The sequence below is a fragment of the Ancylobacter mangrovi genome (genome assembly GCF_024752355.1).
Classification (GTDB): Bacteria; Pseudomonadota; Alphaproteobacteria; order Rhizobiales; family Xanthobacteraceae; genus Ancylobacter; species Ancylobacter mangrovi.
This window is the reverse complement of record NZ_JANTHZ010000002.1, coordinates 158,218-174,823: the sequence shown is the minus strand read 5'-3', so window position 1 is coordinate 174,823 and position 16,606 is coordinate 158,218. Positions and strand designations below refer to the sequence as shown.

Annotated in this window: 14 protein-coding genes; 8 read left to right on the top strand and 6 right to left on the bottom strand. The window is 68.1% G+C overall.

Annotated elements, in window-relative coordinates; all coding sequences use genetic code 11:
* Positions 1 to 4: 4 nt before the first annotated feature.
* Positions 5 to 2,059, top strand: coding sequence for a hydantoinase B/oxoprolinase family protein (locus tag NVS89_RS06155; RefSeq protein WP_258731705.1), 2,055 nt, complete (start codon positions 5 to 7; stop codon positions 2,057 to 2,059).
* Between the two features lie 38 nt (positions 2,060 to 2,097).
* Here NVS89_RS06155 and NVS89_RS06150 read toward each other — a convergent pair whose 3' ends face one another.
* Positions 2,098 to 3,663 carry a DHA2 family efflux MFS transporter permease subunit gene (locus NVS89_RS06150; protein WP_258731704.1) on the bottom strand — a complete coding sequence of 522 codons (1,566 nt, stop codon included), beginning with the start codon at positions 3,661 to 3,663 and terminating at the stop codon, positions 2,098 to 2,100.
* Between the two features lie 9 nt (positions 3,664 to 3,672).
* Positions 3,673 to 4,860 (bottom strand): HlyD family secretion protein, encoded by a 1,188-nt coding sequence (locus NVS89_RS06145; RefSeq protein ID WP_258731702.1) that lies wholly within the window; start codon positions 4,858 to 4,860, stop codon positions 3,673 to 3,675.
* A gap of 365 nt (positions 4,861 to 5,225) precedes the next feature.
* Between NVS89_RS06145 and NVS89_RS06140 the strand changes: the two genes are divergently transcribed.
* Genes NVS89_RS06140 through cydB form a run of 3 tightly spaced genes read left to right on the top strand, consistent with a single transcriptional unit; the run spans position 5,226 to position 9,977 of the window.
* The gene (locus NVS89_RS06140) at positions 5,226 to 7,526 is read left to right on the top strand and encodes an FdhF/YdeP family oxidoreductase (protein WP_258731700.1); all 2,301 of its coding nucleotides are present in this window, start codon (positions 5,226 to 5,228) and stop codon (positions 7,524 to 7,526) included.
* A gap of 2 nt (positions 7,527 to 7,528) precedes the next feature.
* Positions 7,529 to 8,932, top strand: coding sequence for a cytochrome ubiquinol oxidase subunit I (locus tag NVS89_RS06135; protein WP_258731699.1), 1,404 nt, complete (start codon positions 7,529 to 7,531; stop codon positions 8,930 to 8,932).
* 4 nt (positions 8,933 to 8,936) lie between these two features.
* Positions 8,937 to 9,977 (top strand): cytochrome d ubiquinol oxidase subunit II, encoded by a 1,041-nt coding sequence (cydB, locus tag NVS89_RS06130; protein ID WP_258731698.1) that lies wholly within the window; start codon positions 8,937 to 8,939, stop codon positions 9,975 to 9,977.
* A 22-nt stretch (positions 9,978 to 9,999) separates the two neighbouring features.
* Here cydB and NVS89_RS06125 read toward each other — a convergent pair whose 3' ends face one another.
* The 4 genes from NVS89_RS06125 to NVS89_RS06110 form a co-directional block, all read right to left on the bottom strand.
* A complete protein-coding gene (locus NVS89_RS06125; protein WP_258731697.1) occupies positions 10,000 to 10,323 on the bottom strand; it encodes a hypothetical protein in 324 nt (107 codons plus the stop codon).
* A gap of 2 nt (positions 10,324 to 10,325) precedes the next feature.
* Entirely contained in the window at positions 10,326 to 10,886 is a 561-nt protein-coding gene (locus tag NVS89_RS06120) for an isochorismatase family protein (protein ID WP_258731696.1), read from the bottom strand.
* 44 nt (positions 10,887 to 10,930) lie between these two features.
* Positions 10,931 to 11,353, bottom strand: coding sequence for a MarR family winged helix-turn-helix transcriptional regulator (locus NVS89_RS06115; protein ID WP_258731695.1), 423 nt, complete (start codon positions 11,351 to 11,353; stop codon positions 10,931 to 10,933).
* Between the two features lie 222 nt (positions 11,354 to 11,575).
* Positions 11,576 to 12,493: a GntR family transcriptional regulator gene (locus NVS89_RS06110; protein ID WP_258731694.1), complete on the bottom strand. Its 918-nt coding sequence runs from the start codon at positions 12,491 to 12,493 to the stop codon at positions 11,576 to 11,578.
* A gap of 324 nt (positions 12,494 to 12,817) precedes the next feature.
* Between NVS89_RS06110 and NVS89_RS06105 the strand changes: the two genes are divergently transcribed.
* From NVS89_RS06105 to NVS89_RS06090, 4 genes are read left to right on the top strand one after another with little or no spacing between them, the layout of a single operon-like run.
* Entirely contained in the window at positions 12,818 to 13,786 is a 969-nt protein-coding gene (locus tag NVS89_RS06105) for a Bug family tripartite tricarboxylate transporter substrate binding protein (protein WP_258731693.1), read from the top strand.
* Positions 13,783 to 14,268 carry a tripartite tricarboxylate transporter TctB family protein gene (locus NVS89_RS06100; protein ID WP_258731692.1) on the top strand — a complete coding sequence of 162 codons (486 nt, stop codon included), beginning with the start codon at positions 13,783 to 13,785 and terminating at the stop codon, positions 14,266 to 14,268. Before NVS89_RS06105 ends, NVS89_RS06100 begins: the two co-directional genes overlap by 4 nt.
* Entirely contained in the window at positions 14,265 to 15,776 is a 1,512-nt protein-coding gene (locus NVS89_RS06095; RefSeq protein WP_258731691.1) for a tripartite tricarboxylate transporter permease, read from the top strand. Before NVS89_RS06100 ends, NVS89_RS06095 begins: the two co-directional genes overlap by 4 nt.
* A 47-nt stretch (positions 15,777 to 15,823) precedes the next feature.
* Complete coding sequence (locus tag NVS89_RS06090; protein WP_258731690.1) at positions 15,824 to 16,585, top strand: glutaredoxin domain-containing protein; 762 nt, start codon at positions 15,824 to 15,826, stop codon at positions 16,583 to 16,585.
* The last annotated feature ends 21 nt before the right edge of the window (positions 16,586 to 16,606 follow it).

Here is a 16,606-nt window from a genome sequence, read left to right as displayed (position 1 = left end):
CGCGATGTTCGACATGGAACTGGTGACCTCCGGCCTCAAGCCGACCGCACCCAGCCCCGAGCAGCTCGCGGCGATGGAGGAGCTCGGCCCCGGCGACTACGAGATCTTCTCCGAGAAGCTCAACATGATCCTGGAGGAGGGCAAGCGGGTGATGACCCTGATGGGCATCTCCTCCATGCTCCATTCCGGCGACACCATGGCCGGCATCTACACCGCCGAGGGCGACCTCGTGACCACGGCCTGCGGCACTTATCTGCACTGCGTCACCGGGCAGATCCCGGTGAAGTTCATCCTGCGCTATTTCGAGCAGGACCCGAGCGTGGGCGTGCGCGAGGGCGACGTCTTCTACTGCAACGAGGCGATCTATGGCGGGATCCACAATCCCGACCAGTTCGCCATCATGCCGATCTTCCATGAGGGTGCGATCGTCTCCTGGGTGGTGGTCGGCGCCCACCAGTCGGAGACCGGTGGCAAGGAGCCGGGCGGCGAGGTCACCACCGCCGTGAGCCGCCACGACGAGGGCATGAAGCTGACGCCGATCAAGATCGGCGAGAACTACCGCCTGAAGACCGACATCCTGATGATGATGGAAAACTTCATCTCCCGCGCGCCGCGCATGCAGGTGACGGACGTGAAGGCGCGCGTCGCCGCCTGCGACCGGATCCGGCTGCGGGTGCAGGAGGTTGCCGCCCGGCGCGGCGCGCGGTTCCTCTCCGGCCTGTTCCGCAAGATGATCAAGGAATCCGAGGACGGCGCGCGCAAGCGCATCTCGACCTGGAACGACGGCGTCTACCGCCACGTCGTGTTCATCGACACCACCGGCTCGGAGGCGAGCCTGCTGCGGGTGCCGATCGCGGTCCACAAGAAGGGCGACCGGCTGACTATCGACCTCACCGGCACCTCGCCCGAGCACGAGGGCTCGTTCCAGGCGCTGGCGCCCTCCGTGCGCGCGCACTGCGCGGTCAATCTCTACCAGTTCCCGTTCCACGACTTCCCGATCTCGGCGGGCACGATGGAGCCGGTGGACTTCGTGATCCCGCACGGCACCATCATGGACCCGGACCCGGAAGCGGCGATCTCCTGCTCGCCGATCACCGCCTCGGCAGTGTTCCCGCTGCTCGGCGTCGCCATCTCCAAGATGATGTATGACAGCCCGCAGCGCGACCTCGTCTGCGGCTTCTGCTCGTCCAATTCCTCGGCGCCGATGATCGCCTGCACCAATCAGCACGGCGCCAAGGTGGTCGACTTCATGGGCTTCCCGCTCAACGCCTGGGGCCTGTCGGCGCGCCACGACATGGACGGCATCGACGCCTTCGGCTTCCCGCACGGGCCGTGGGGCAAGGGGCCGGACGTGGAGGACATCGAGCGGGCCTTCCCGCTGCTGCACCTCTACCAGAAGAACATGCCCGATTCCGGCGGCTTCGGGCGCTGGCGCGGCGGCAATGGCGTGACCATCGCCTATGTGGTGCACAAGGTGCCCTATGCGGTGTTCACCGCGACCACCAAGGAATCGAAGTTCCCCACCCATACCGGCCTGTTCGGCGGCTATTCGGAGACCGTGGTGCCGGCGATCCGCGTGGTCGGCACCGACGCCGTCGCGGCGATGAAGGACGGCGCGCTGGCGCTCGCCGACGGCGACGCCGACCTCGTGAAGGAGAACCCGTTCGGCGGCACGATCGTGATGGAGCACCAGGCACGCCCGGCGCGCGTGGTCCATCGCGGCGAGATCATCTGCTCCTCGACCCAGGGCGGGGGCGGCTATGGCGACGTGCTGGAGCGCCCCGCCGCCGAGGTCGCCGAGGATGTGCGCACCCGCGCGATCACGCCGGAGACGGCGCGGCGCGTCTACCATGTGGTGATCGAGCCCGAGACGCTGCTGGTGGACGAGGAGGCGACCGAGGCCGCCCGCGCCGAGGCGCGCCTCGCCCGCCTCGCCCGGGCCAAGCCCTATGGCGAGTTCATGCGCGAATGGAGCGCCAAGCGCCCGCACCCGCAGGCGCTGAAGTTCTTCGGCTCGTGGCCCGATGCCAAGCCGAACCGCGAGGTGATCCGCATCTGAGGCTACCGCCCGTGCGGGTGGCGTCCGCCCCACACGCCTCATGCCGTCTTGCGGATGAGCGCCACCGCGATGGCGGCGAACAGCAGCAGCGCGCCCATCGCCGCGAAGGTGTCGGAAAAGCCCATGATGAGCGCCTGCTGCGCCACCAGGTTGCCGAGCAGCACCTCCGCCTGGTGGTAGGCCCGCGCCGGGTCGGGCACGCCGTGGGTCATGAAATAGTGCTGCATGCGGTCCAGGAAGTCGCGCACCTGCTCGCCGAACGGCGTGACCGACTGGCCGATGATGTTCGAGTGGAACTGCTCGCGCTTGGAGATGATGGTCGCGAGGATCGCCGTGCCGACGGCCCCGCCGAGGCTGCGCATCATGTTGAACAGGCCGGACGCCTGCCCCGACAGCGCCGGCGGCGTGCCGATCATTGTGATGCTGGCGAGCGGGGAGATGACGATCGCCTGCCCGATCGCCCGGACGATGTTGGTGAGCATGAACTGCTGCCCGCCATCGTCGAAGCTCAGATGGCTGTTCATGAAGCAGCTGACCGCGAACACCACCAGCCCGACCCCGACCAGCAGGCGCGCGTCGATCCGCTTCATCAGGAACGGCATGAACGGGATGATGACGAGCTGCGGCAGCCCGACCCAGGCCAGCACCGCGCCGATCTGCTGTGCATTGTAGCCCTGCACCTCGTCGAGATAGGTCGGCAGCACGTAGACCGAGCCGAACAGGGCGAAGCCGACGATGGTGTTGGCGACCGTGCCGAGCGCGAAGTTGCGGCGCAGGAACAGCCGGAGCTGCACCGCCGGGCGCTCCACCGTCAGCTCGATGGCGACGAAGACGACAAGGCAGGCCGCGGCGACGAGGCTGAGCCGCACGATCAGCGGCGAGCCGAACCAGTCGTCCTTGTTGCCCTCGTCGAGCACCGTCTGAAGGCAGGCGAGCCCGATCGACATGAAGCCGATGCCCCACCAGTCGCCCTCGCGCAGCAGGTGGAGCTGCATCGCCGAGCGCTCCAGCGTCGGGTAGAGCAGGGCGAGCATCACCGAGCCGGGGATCAGGTTCACGAAGAAGATGGTGGGCCAGCCATACTGCTCGGTCAGATAGCCGCCGATGGTCGGCCCGATCGACGGGCCGAAGGTGGCGGTGAGCGCGAAGATGGCGATGCCGACCGGCTGCTGGCGTCGCGGCAGCCGGGTCAGCACCATGGTGAAGGCGAGCGGGATCAGGCAGCCGGCAAAGAAGCCCTGGAAGCCGCGCATCACGATCATCTCGCTGAGATTGGTCGCGAAGGCGCAGCCCATCGAGAAGGCGAGGAACAGCATCACCGAGCCGAGGATGAAGCGGCGGAAGCCGAACACCCGGCTGAGATAGTCGGTCAGCGGGATCATGATGATCTCGCCGATCAGATAGGCGGTGGAGATCCAGGTGCCGTTGTCGATCCCGGTGCCGATGCCGCCCTCGATCTCGGGCAGCGAGGCGTTGGTGATCTGGATGTCGAGCACGGCGATCAGGGCGCCGAGCATGCAGCCGAATACGGCGATCCAGGTGGTGAGGCTGGCCCCCGGCTCGGCGTCGGCCGGCACGAGGGGAGGCGATGCGGTCGTGTCCATGGCATCACCTCACGATCTGGTGGGAGAGGGAGTGGCCGGCGCGGCGGGCGAGCGCTGGTCGATATGGATGGTCGGCGTCACCGACATGCCCGGGCGCAGCCGCCCGGCGAGCGGGTCGGTCGGGTCGAGGTCGATCCGCACCGGGATGCGCTGGACGATCTTGGTGAAGTTGCCGGTGGCGTTGTCCGGGGGCAGCAGGGCGAATTCCTGCCCGCTGGCGGGGGCGAGGCTGGCGACGTAGCCGCGCACCGGCCGGTCGGGGAAGGTGTCGACCTCGATCGAGACCGCCTGCCCCGGCTCCACCTGCGACAGCTCCGTCTCCTTGTAGTTGGCGACCACGTAAGTCGCTTGCAGGGGCACCACCGCGAGCAGCGCCGTGCCCGGCTCGACATATTGCCCGACGCGCAGCGTGCGCGCGCCCACCACCCCGTCCACCGGCGCGCGCAGCACCGTGTAGCCGAGGTCTAGCTTGGCCTTGTCGAGCGCCGCCTGATTGTGGGCGAGCGTCGCCTTCGCCTGCTCGAGCTGGGCGTCGAGCGTGGCGACCTGTTTCTGCGCGGCGTCGAGCGCCGCCTTGTCGCGGCTCACCTGCGCCTGCGCCTGCGTGATCTGGGCGCTCGCCTGCTGGGCGGTCTCGACCGAGCCGTAGCCGTCCTGCGCCAGCGTGCCGAAGCGCTTGTTGTTCTGCTCGGCGAAGGTCGCCTGCGCCTCGTCGGCGACGATCTGCGCCTTCGCCTCCTCGATCAGCGCCTGCTGCTCGGCGATCTGCGCCTGCCGGTCGTCGATGGTGGCCTTCGCCTCGGCGACGTCGGCCCCGGCCTGGTCGACCGCCGCCTGGTAGTCGCGCGGGTCGATGGTGGCGAGCACGTCGCCCTTCTTCACCGGCTGGTTGTCGGTGACGTCGACCGCGGTGAGATAGCCGGAGACCTGGGGGGCGATGGTGACGATGTCCGCCTGCACATAGGCGTCGTCGGTCGCCACCTCGAAGCGCCAGACCTTCCAGTATTCGGTGCCGACGACGGCGAGGCCGCCGATCACGACGAGGGCGATCGCCGCCTCGATGGCGCGCCGGCGCCCGACATGGGACTTTGGCGGCGGGGGAACGGCCGGCTTCGCCCCGGGAATGGCGGGGCCGGGCGGGAGCGGCGCCGGCACGGGGCGGGCGTCGAGCTTGGCGGGATCCGTGGCCATGTTCATGTGCCCCTCCAGGGCCGGAATGAATGATGGCCGAGGGTGCGCGTGCCGGTGGGTCAGGTCTTTTCGCCCGCCACGCATCTTTGCCGAATCGCATCGCGCCTTCGCCGTGACGAGAAGCATTCCCTGCCGATATGTAAGCTGAAGAGAAAATTATACTTAAGATCGCGTCGGAGACGGCGGATAGACGTCTGTTAAACGCCCGGAATACGTGACGGATATACGCAGGTATGATACGCTATAGCCGAAAATATATTCGGGCAAACCCACGTAGAATGGATCGACCCGCGCCGTTCCTGTCCTCTGTTTCGAGCAATCGGCAGCCATCCGCGCCCGGTCGGGGCGCTGTCCGGCCAGAGGAGGACCCCATGGGGATCGTGAAGACCATCCGCCCCTATCACCAGCCGGCCGGCGGCTGGGGCGCGTTGAAGGCCATGGGGGAGGCGCTGGTGGAACAGCACGTCGCCGTCTCCGGAATGGCGACCCTGGCGCATATGAACCAGCCCGGCGGTTTCGACTGCCCCGGCTGCGCCTGGCCCGATCCTCAGCACACCTCGCCGTTCGAATATTGCGAGAACGGCGCCAAGGCGGTGGCGTGGGAGGCGACGGCGAAGCGCTGCACGCCCGAATTCCTCGCCGCGCACACGGTGACGGACCTCGAGGAATGGAACGACTTCGAGCTCGAGATGGTCGGCCGCCTCACCCACCCGATGCGCTATGACGAGCGCAGCGACACCTATGTGCCGGTGAGCTGGGAGGAGGCCTTCGCCACCATCGCCCGCCACCTCAACGCGCTGCCAGACCCCAACATGGCCGAGTTCTACACCTCCGGCCGCACCTCGAACGAGGCCGCCTTCCTCTACCAGCTCTTCGCCCGCGAATACGGCACCAACAATTTCCCCGACTGCTCCAACATGTGCCACGAGGCGACCAGCGTCGGGCTGCCGCAGTCGCTCGGCGTCGGCAAGGGCACGGTGCTGCTGGAGGATTTCGACAAGGCCGACGCGATCTTCATCTTCGGCCAGAACCCCGGCACCAACTCGCCGCGCATGATGACGAGCCTGCGCGACGCGTCCCGGCGCGGCGCCACCATCATGTCGTTCAACCCGTTCCGCGAGCGGGCGCTGGAGCGCTTCCAGGCGCCGCAGAACCCGGTGGAGATGGCGACCCTCACCGCGACGCCGATCTCCTCGCGCCTGTTCCAGGTCAGGGTCGGCGGCGACGTCGCGGTGATCAAGGGCATGATGAAGTGGCTGGTCGAGGCCGACCGCCTCGCCTTGCGCGAGGACGGCGCGCGGGTGCTGGACTGGGACTTCATCCGCGGGCACACCGCCGGCATCGAGGCGCTGGTCGCCGATCTCGACGCCACGCACTGGGCCGACATCGAGCGCAGGTCCGGCCTGTCGCGCGACGACATCGAATGCGCCGCCCGCGCCTACGCCCGCTCGAAGTGCGCCATCCTCGCTTTCGGCATGGGCCTCACCCAGCACCGGCACGGCGCGCAGAACGTCCAGCAGCTCGCGAACCTCGCCTTGCTGCGCGGCAATATCGGCCGCGAGGGCTCCGGCATCTGCCCGGTGCGCGGCCATTCCAACGTGCAGGGCGACCGCACGGTCGGCATCACCGAGGTGCCGGGTCCGGCGCTGCTCGACGCCCTCGCCGCCCGCTTCGGCTTCGAGCCGCCGCGCGCGCACGGCCACAACGTCGTCACCGCGCTCGACGCCATGCTGCGCGGCGAGGCGCGGGTGTTCATCGGCATGGGCGGCAATTTCGCCGCCGCCATTCCCGACTGGGGCGCGACGCAGGCGGCGCTTCGCCGGCTGGACCTCACCGTCCAGGTCTCGACCAAGCTCAACCGCAGCCATCTCGTCCACGGCCGCGAGGCGCTGATCCTGCCGTGCCTCGGACGCACCGAGCTCGACCTGCAGGCGGGCGGCGCGCAGGCGGTCACGGTCGAGGATTCGATGTCCATGGTGCACGCCTCGAAGGGCATGAACCCGCCCGCCTCCGAGCAGCTGATGAGCGAGCCGGCCATCGTCGCCGGTATGGCCCGCGCCACGCTCGGCACGCGCTCGAAGGTCGGCTGGGAGCGGCTGGTGGGCGACTACGCGCTGATCCGCGACGACATCGAGGCGGTGTTCCCGATCTTCGAGGGCTACAACGCGCGCATCGCCCGGCCCGGCGGCTTCCACCTTGCCTCGCCGGCGCGCGAGCGCATCTGGGCGACGCCGTCCGGCAAGGCCAACCTCCTCGTCTGCGAGGGCCTGTGCGAGGACCCGGCAATGACGGATCCCGAGGCGCTGTGGCTGACCAGCGTGCGCAGCCACGACCAGTACAACACCACGCTCTACTCGCTCTCGGATCGCTATCGCGGCGTCTACGGCCAGCGCGACGTGCTGTTCCTCAACCCGGCGGAAATCGAACGGCGCGGCCTCGCCGCCGACGACCGGGTCGACATCGTCACCATCGCCGAGGACGGCGTCGAGCGCCGGGTGCGCGGCTTCCGCGTCGTGCCCCACGCCTTCCCGGACGGCGCCTGCGCCGCCTACTACCCGGAGATGAACCCGCTGGTCCCGCTGGCGGCGCACGATCCCCAGAGCTTCACGCCCTCCTACAAGGCGGTGCCGGTGCGGCTGGAGAAGTGCACCCCGGCCGGGGGAGGGCGCTGACCATGGACGCCGTCGACATCGCCCGCGCGCAGTTCGCCTTCACCGCCGCGTTCCACATATTGTGGCCCACCTTCACCATCGGCATCGCCTGGTTCGTCACCCTGCTCAGCCTGCTGTGGTGGCGGACCGGGAACACGGTCTATCGCGACCTGATGCGCTTCTGGATGCGCATCTTCGCGCTCGGCTTCGGCATGGGCGTCATCACCGGCATCGTGATGAGCTACGAGATCGGCACCAACTGGGCCGGCTATTCGCGCGCCGTCGCCAATGTGCTCGGCCCCATGTTCATGTACGAGACGCTCACCGCCTTCTTCCTGGAGGCGGGCTTCGTCGGCATCATGCTGTTCGGCGAGGGGCGGGTGAGCCGGGGCGCGCATTTCTTCGCCTGCCTGATGGTGGCGAGCGGGGCGCTGTTCAGCGCCACATGGATTATCGCCGCCAATAGCTGGATGCAGACCCCCGCCGGTGCGGTGGAGGACGCGAACGGCATCTTCCACGTCGTCGACTGGTGGCAGGCGGTGGTCTCGCCCTCCTTCCCCTATCGCCTGGCGCACATGGTCTGCGCGAGCTTCCTCACCGGCTCCTTCATCGTCGCCGGGGTCTCGGCCTGGCATCTGTGGCGCGGCCGGCACCTCGAGGTGTCGCGCGCGGCCTTCTCGCTGGCGATGTGGCTCGCCCTCATCACCGCACCGGCGCAGATCTTCCTCGGCGACCTGCAGGGGCGCAACACGCTGAAGGAGCAGCCGGTCAAGCTCGCCGCCATGGAGGGGCTGTGGGACACCACGCGCGGCCCGGCCATGACGGTGATCGCCTGGCCGGACCAGAAGGACCAGCGCAACCTCTACGCGCTCGACATCCCCCACCTCGCCAGCCTCTACCTCACCCATAGCTGGGACGGCGAGGTGCAGGGCCTCAAGAGCGTGCCGCCCTCCGACCAGCCGGACGTGCCGATAGTCTTCTTCGCCTTCCGCATCATGGTCGGCATCGGCATGCTGCTGCTGGCGACCGCCGTCGCCGGGCTGGCGCTGCGCCTGCGCGGGCGGCTGTTCGAGGCGCGCTGGTTCCAGCTTCTGACCATGGCCACCATGCCGCTCGGCTTCGTCGCCGTGGTCGCCGGCTGGACCGTGACCGAGGCCGGGCGCCAGCCCTGGGTCGTCTACGGGCACCTGCGCACGGCGCAGGCGATCTCGCCGGTCAGCGCCGGCGCGGTGACGGCGAGCTTCATCGGCTTCTTCGTCATCTACAACCTGCTGCTGCTCGCCTTCTTCTGGTTCGCCGCCCGCGTGGCGCTGAAGGGCCCTGACGACGCCGCGCCCCCGACCCGCGAGCGCCCCGGCCTCGAGCGGCTCAACACCACAACCCTGGTCGACGGCGCCGCCGCGACGTCCGGTCCCATCGGAGGCTGATGCCATGATCGAGCTCATGCAGTCGGACGGCGTTCCGCTGATCTTCGGCGCCCTGGTGGCGTTCTGCGTCACCGTCTACGTGCTCGCCGACGGGCTGGACCTCGGCGTCGGCATCATCTTCCTCGTCGCGCCCCGCGAGGAGCAGCGCGACCTGATGATGGCGAGCATCGAGCCGGTGTGGGACGCCAACGAGACCTGGCTGGTGATGGGCGGCACGCTGCTCGTCGCCGCCTTCCCGGCCGGCTACTACGTGCTGCTGCCGGCCTTCTACCTGCCGGTCATGCTCATGCTGTTCGCCCTCATCTTCCGGGGCGTGGCCTTCGGCTTCCGCCTGCAGGCGACCCGCTTTCGCTATGTCTGGGACATCGCCTTCTCGGCCGGCTCGATCGTGGCAACGCTGTGCCAGGGGCTCATCCTCGGTGGGCTGATCGGCGGGGTGCATGTCGAGCACGGCATGTTCGCGGGCGGCCCGTTCAGCTTTTTCGGCCTGCTCGGCCTGATGTGCGGCGTCGGGCTGATCGGCGGCTACGCGCTGATGGGCGCCGGCTGGCTGATCTGGAAGACGGACGGGTCGACCCAGGTCTTCGCCCGCGAGATCGGCCATTCGGCGCTGATCCTCGCCGCCGTCATGATGGGGCTGGTGAGCCTGTGGAGCGCCTGGAGCGTGCCGGAGGTGGCCGCGCGCTGGTTCGCCTGGCCGAACCTCGCCCTGCTCGCCCCGGTGCCGCTGATGGCGCTCGCGGTGGTCGCCTTCACGTGGCGCGGGCTGTGGGAGGGCGCCGAGCCGCGCACCTTCCTCTCGGCGCTGGCGCTGTTCGCGCTCGGCCTGGTCGGACTGGTGGTGAGCCTGTGGCCCTATGTGGTGCCGCGCGAGGTGACGGTGTGGGACGGGGCGTCGGATCCGCAGACGCTGGCCTTCATCGCCGTCGGGCTCATGATCGTGCTGCCGATCGTCCTCGCCTATCAGGCCCACGCCTACTGGGTGTTCCGCGGCAAGACCGCGCTGCACGAGGGTGCCTATGGCGGGCCGGGGGCGGAGGGCTGATCCGGCGGGGGCTGTCCTCCGCTCAGGCCGGCGAGTTGCCGCCGTGCAAACGCCCGAACAGGCGCGCGGCGATCACGCCCATCAGCAGGACCCCCGCGCCGGCGGCGGCGACGTCGCGCGTGGCGTGGAGGTCGAAGCTGCCGACGCGGGCGATCAGCACATAGGCGACGACGAAGTTGGCAAATCCCCATACCACGTTCACCGTCGAGGACGACAGCCCCTCGCCGGGCGGACGGGCGAACGGGCTCTGGAACACCCTTCCGCTCATCCCGCTGACGAAGTGCGGGACGGCGTTGGCGAGGAACGCGCCGCCGGCGAAATAGGACAGCTCGTGGAGCCAGTTCACCCTCAGGCGCTCCGCTCCAGCAGCGTGATGATCTCCTGCGTCGTGCCGGTCTCGCCGATGCGGGGGAAGACGTGCGTGATGCTGTAGGCGTGGGGATCCGCCTGCAGGTCGGTCATGGCGTCGGTCGCGAGCGTGACGTTGAAGCCGAGCTCATAGGCCTGCCGCGCGGTGGTCTCGACGCCGATGCTGGTGGCGATGCCGGCGACCACGACCTGCGTGACGCCGGCCGCCTTCAGCCAGGCGTCGAGATCGGTGTTGGTGAACGCGCCCAGCGTATGCTTCGTCACCAGATGGTCCTGCGGCTGGCGATCGAGTTCGGGAATGAGCTCGGCCCAGTCGGCTGCATAGTCCCGTCGCGGCCGTTGCTGCTCGGTGCGGCCCGGCGCGCCGCCGGCGACGTTGACCAGCACGACCGGCAGGCCATGGCCGCGAAACGCGTCCGCCAGTTTGCGCACCTGCTTCACCACATCGCCCGCCGGATGCGCGGTCGGAAGCGAGACGATGCCTTTCTGCAGGTCGACGACGATGAGCGCCGACCTCGGGTCGAGGGTGGTTACGGTCACGGGTATTGTCCTTCTGATGTTGGGATGGCGGGGCCGGACCGGCCTCAGTCGTCGGGGTGGCCCGTCCCGGCCTCGCTCAGGCGCCTCACCAGGGCAACGGCCGCGATGAGCGTGCGCTGTTCGTCGGGATCGAGGGCGGCCATCGCCGACAGCAGCCATTTCTGCTTGGCGGCGCTGCGCTTGCGCTTGGCCTCGATGCCGGCGGCGGTGAGGGCGAACAGGACCTGCCGGCCGTCGGTCGGGTGCGGGCGGCGCTCGACCAGCCCCTCGCGCTCCATTTCGGCGAGCGTGGCGCCCATCGACTGTGGCTTCACCGACTCGGCGCGGGCGAGGTCCGCCGTCGTGGTCGGGCCGATCTCCTCCAGCCGGGCCAGCGCCACGGTCTGCGACCAGGTCAGCCCGTCGGGATTGGATTCGGCGCGCAACCGCCGCAGGAGCTGGCCGATCGCCAGCGAAAGCTCGGTCACGGCCGCTTCCAGCGGCATCGATGCATCGGCGGGAACGCTCATGCCCCGAACATAGAGATCGACAGGAAAACTTGCAAGTTATCCTGCCGATCTAGCGTTGGTCGGTTCTCGGGCCTGGGCGCGAGCACTGCTTTGGCCGGCCGATCGCAACCGCGCATATCCTACGGAGAATAGATAATTAGCCGGCTCTGTTGTTGCGCCAACCAGCCATCCGGAAGCCGTTCACTTCGTCAGCACGGCGCGGATGCGCTCGTAATTGGCTTCCACGTTCTGGAGATGCAGGCGCAGCGCGTCGGCGGCCTGGCGGTGCTTGCCAGCCTCCAGCAGGTCGAGCAGCTCGAGATGCTCGTAGCAGTGCTGGTGGTAGGCCCGCCGCTGCTCGGTGGCGTAGTAGGCAAGCAGGCGGCGCAGCCGGTTCATCTTCTGGATCGTCTCGATCATGAACGGGTTCTTGCTGCCGGCAACGATCGTCTCGTGGAAGCGCACGCCGCGCATGAACAGCGCTTCGGGCGACATGCTCTGTATGTCGCCCGCCAGCATGTTCTGCTCGACCAGCCGGCAATAGGCGGCGCGGTCGAGATCGAGTTCGTAGCCCGGCTCCAGCAGGCTGGCCGGCTCGAGCGCTTGGCGCACCCGGAAGGTCTGGGCGAGCGCCTCGGGCGTGGTCAGGTACTCGGTGAACTCCCAGCCATAGCCGCCGCGGCGCTCGATCCATCCTTCCTTCGCAATGCGCGACAGCACCATGGAGAGCTGGCTGGCGCTTATGTTGTAGCGGTTGATGAGGTGGCTCTCGAGGACGACGTTCGGAATGTTGTCCCGGATCCGGTCGGTCAGGATCGCCGTGTAGATCCGCTCCAGCTCGTTGATCGAATCGTCGGCTTCGGTGTGGGCGCTGTCGCCCGAGGCGACGAAGAAGCCGCGATTGGTGTGGTGGACGAGAATGTTGCGCGTCTCCAGCAGCCGCAGCGCCCGGTTGATCGGTGTGCGCGACGCGCTGAAGCGGCTGGCGAGGTCCTGGGCCGAGATGTGGGCGCCGCTCGGCAGGTTCGACTCGCGGATATGGTCCGCGATCCGCCGTGCGAGGTCGTTGAGCGCGGTGCTGCGTCGGCTGGAGCCCGGTCGGGCCGAGAGCGAATCCATGGACTGAACATTCGCCGCACGCGTCGGCGGTGCGGTCCCCGATGTATTCCCAAGGGTCAATAATTCCGGGCGGAACCCGAACAATCGATCGGGGCGCTTGTCAATAGCCCCTTGCGGCGCGCCGCGCAGTCCCCGTCGGCCGGCCGACGGCGCGAATTTCAAACTTTCTCTGGTATGCCAGAATTGCTCGTTTACAGTGAAACGAACAATCTGTAGCGTGAAAGTGCAAAAGGGATACCCGGTGCCCGCGCGTCGAAGAGGGCAGGCGCCGCGGAAGGAGAAACGGCGCGCCATAAAATAATCATGCGCCATCGGGAGGAATGAATGAGAAAGACCGTTATTGTCGGCGCCCTCGCGGCGCTGTCGCTGGGCTCCGTCTGTTCGGCTGCGCTCGCGCAGAACTGCCCCAGCCCGCTGCACATTATTGCGCCCGCCGCCCCGGGCGGAGGTCTCGACCAAACCGGACGCGCTCTTCAACAGATCCTCGTCACGGAAAAGCTCGACGACAACGTCCAGGTGCTGAACGTGCCGGGCGCGGGCGGCACGATCGGCATTGCGCAGATGGTGACGCAGTCGCGCAAGGACCCCGGCACGCTGATGGTCGCGGCCAATGTGCTGATCGGCGCGATCCTCTCCAACGGCTCATCGATCACGCTCGCCGACACCCGCCCGGTGGCGCGCCTCGTCAGCGAGTACGAGGTGATCGTGGTGCCGAAGGATTCTCCCTTCAAGACACTTCAGGACCTCCTTGACGCTCTGAAGGCCGATCCCGGCAAGGTGAGCTGGGCCGGCGGGTCGGCCGGTGGCACCGACCAGATCACCGCCGCCCTCATCGCCAAGGCGGTCGGCGTCGATCCGCGCAAGGTCAACTACATCGCCTTCGCCGGCGGTGGCGAGGCGCTGGCCTCGGTGCTCGGCGGCAAGGTCTCGGCGGGGCTGAACACCTATAGCGAGTTCCGCGAGCAGATCGCCTCGGGCGATCTCAGGCTCCTCGCCGTCGCCGGCCCCGAGCGTCTGCCGAAGGTCGACGCGCCGACCCTCAAGGAGCAGGGCGTCGACGTGGTGGCGCAGGTCTGGCGCATGGTCACCGCCCCGCCCGGCATCACCGACGAGCAGCACGCCGCGCTCGTCGCCTGCGTCAAGGCGGCGGCCACCAGCGAGGCGTGGAGCAAGCTGCTGGCAGAGCGCGGATGGACCTCGGGCCTTATGACCGGCCCCGAGCTCGACGCCTTCGTCAAGTCGGAGACCGACATCACGACGGACGTCCTGCGCGAGATCGGATTCATCAAATGAGCGAGCACGGTTTCTCCGGGCACGGCCGGCGCGGCGACGTCCCCACGCTGCTGATCGGCGCCTTTCTCCTGCTGCTGGCAGGGCTGACGGTCTATGACGCCTCGCATCTGAGGCAGCCGATGACCGATGTCGGCGTCGGGCCGTCGACCTTCCCGATGCTCATCGCCGCCGGGCTAGCGGTCCTCGGGCTGCTGACGCTGAAATCGGCGTTCGGCCACCACACGGTCAACCTCGGCGTCCCGAACGCCGGGGCCCTGCCCTGGATCCTCGGCGGCCTCGTCGCCAACATCGTGCTGCTCGACACGGCGGGGTTCACCCTCGCCACCGGCGTCATGTTCGCGCTCTCCGCGCGCGCCTTCGCCAGGAAGTCGTTCCTGGTGCTGCTGCCGGCCGGCATTCTCGCGGCACTCGCGGCCTATATCGGCTTCCGCTTCGGATTGCAGCTCTCCCTTCCGGAAGGACCTCTGGAGGCGCTCCTATGACGTTCGAGACCTTCTCACTTCTGTTCAACGGGCTTCATACGGCGCTGCAGCCGATGAACCTCCTGTTCGCCTTCATCGGCGTGATGCTGGGCACGGCAATCGGCGTGCTTCCTGGCATCGGGCCGGCGATGACGGTGGCGCTGCTGCTGCCGGTCACCTTCAAGCTCGACCCGGCCGGCTCGCTCATCATGTTCGCTGGTATCTACTACGGCAGCATGTATGGTGGCTCGACCACCTCGATCCTCCTGAACACGCCCGGCGAGGGCTGCTCGGTGGTCACCGCGCTGGAAGGCAACCAGATGGCCCGGCGCGGGCGCGGCGGTCCCGCCCTCGCCACGGCCGCGATCGGCTCCTTCGTGGCGGGCTCGATCGCCACTGCGGCACTGGCGCTGCTCGCGCCCTATCTGGTGAAGATCGCGCTCGCCTTCGGGCCATCGGAATACTTCATCCTGATGGTAGTCGCCTTCACCACCGTCTCCTCGGCGCTCGGTGAATCGCAACTTCGCGGCTTCGTCAGCCTGTTCATCGGCCTCGCGCTCGGGCTGATCGGCATCGACCTGCTTTCCGGCCAGCCGCGCATGACCTTCGGCAGCCTCGACCTGATGAATGGCATCAGCGTCACGACGCTGGCGGTCGGCATCTTCGCGGTCGGCGAGACGCTGTTCATGGCCACCCGCTCGCTCGACTTCCACGAGGAGGTGACGGCGATCAAGGGCTCGCTCTGGATGACGCGCGAGGACTGGAAGCGCTCCATCTTCCCGTGGCTTCGCGGCACCGTCATCGGCTTCCCGATTGGCGCGCTGCCCGCCGGCGGCGCCGAGATCCCGACATTCATCTCCTATGCGGTCGAGAAGCGTTTCTCGAAGCACCCGGAGGAGTTCGGCACCGGCGCCATCGAGGGCGTCGCCGGCCCGGAGGCGGCGAACAATGCCTCGGCGGCGGGCACGCTGATGCCCCTGCTCACCCTCGGTCTGCCGACCTCGGCCACCGCCGCCATGATGCTCGCCGGCTTCCAGCAATACGGCATCTATCCGGGCCCGCTGCTGTTCGCCAATCACGGCGACCTGGTGTGGGGGCTGATCGCCAGCCTGTTCATCGCCAACATGATGCTGATCGTGCTCAACCTGCCGCTGGTCGGGCTCTGGGTGCGGCTGCTCACCGTGCCGCGGCACTGGCTCTATCCCGGCATCCTGCTGTTCGCCGTTCTCGGCACCATGGGCTCGAACCCCTCGCCGGTCGAGCTGACCATCCTTCTCGTGGTCGGCGTGCTCGGCTTCGTCATGCGCCTGCTCGACTACCCGATAGCCCCCGTGGTGATCGGCCTCATCCTCGGCCCGCTGGCCGAGCAGCAGCTTCGTCGCGCCCTCGCCATCGGACAGGGCGATCCGATGATCCTCATCAGCAGCCCCATCAGCATCATCCTGCTGACCATCGCGGTCCTCATCGGCATCTGGCCGATCGCGGCGCGGCTCGTCAGCCGGCGCTACGGGCGCGCGCTCGAAGCCTGACGCCGGGTCGGCGTCGTGGCGCAGCAAGCATTCAAAGGAGAATTCCTGTGCAAACCCAAGAACATCCGTTCAAGGTCTACTGGCAGCCGGGCTGCTCGAGCTGCGTGAAGGTGAAGGAGTTCCTGACCTCGATGGAGGTCCCCTTCGTCTCCGTCAACGTCCTCGCCGAGCCGACCGGATTCGACGAACTGCTCAAGTTCGGCGTGCGCACCGTGCCAATCGTCAGCAAGGGCGACGAGTTCGTGTTCGCCCAGGAACTGGCGGATGTGGCGAAGTTCGTCGGCATCCCGTTCTCCGGGCGACGCCTGTCGATCCCCCAGCTCGTCGAGCGATGGATCTACCTGTTGGAATGCGCGCGCGAGCTGATAACGCTCATTCCCGACGACAAGCTCGAATACCGGCCGGTCGCGGAGCGCCCGCGCACTATGCGCGACCTCAGCTACCACATCTTCCAGAGCCCGCACGCCTTCCTCGAGGCGATGGAGAACGGGCTCGAGGACTTGCGCACGATCTTCAGCGTGAAGCGTCCCGACCTGAAGACCAAGGACGACGTCCTCGGCTATGCCGATTCCATCCTCGCGCGGCTGAAAGACTGGGCCGCGCGGCCGCTTCCCACCGAGCAGGACATGATCCAGGTCTATTACGGCCTGCAGCCGGTGCACGGTGTGCTCGAGCGCTCCACCTGGCACTCGGCCCAGCACATTCGCCAGCTTGCCTTCGTGCTCGACGGCTTCGGCGAGCAGGGCTCGTCGCTGCTGCGGCCCGACGCCTATGACGGGCTGCCCATGCCGATCGGCGTCTGGGAATGACTACAAGCCCGCACTCCACAC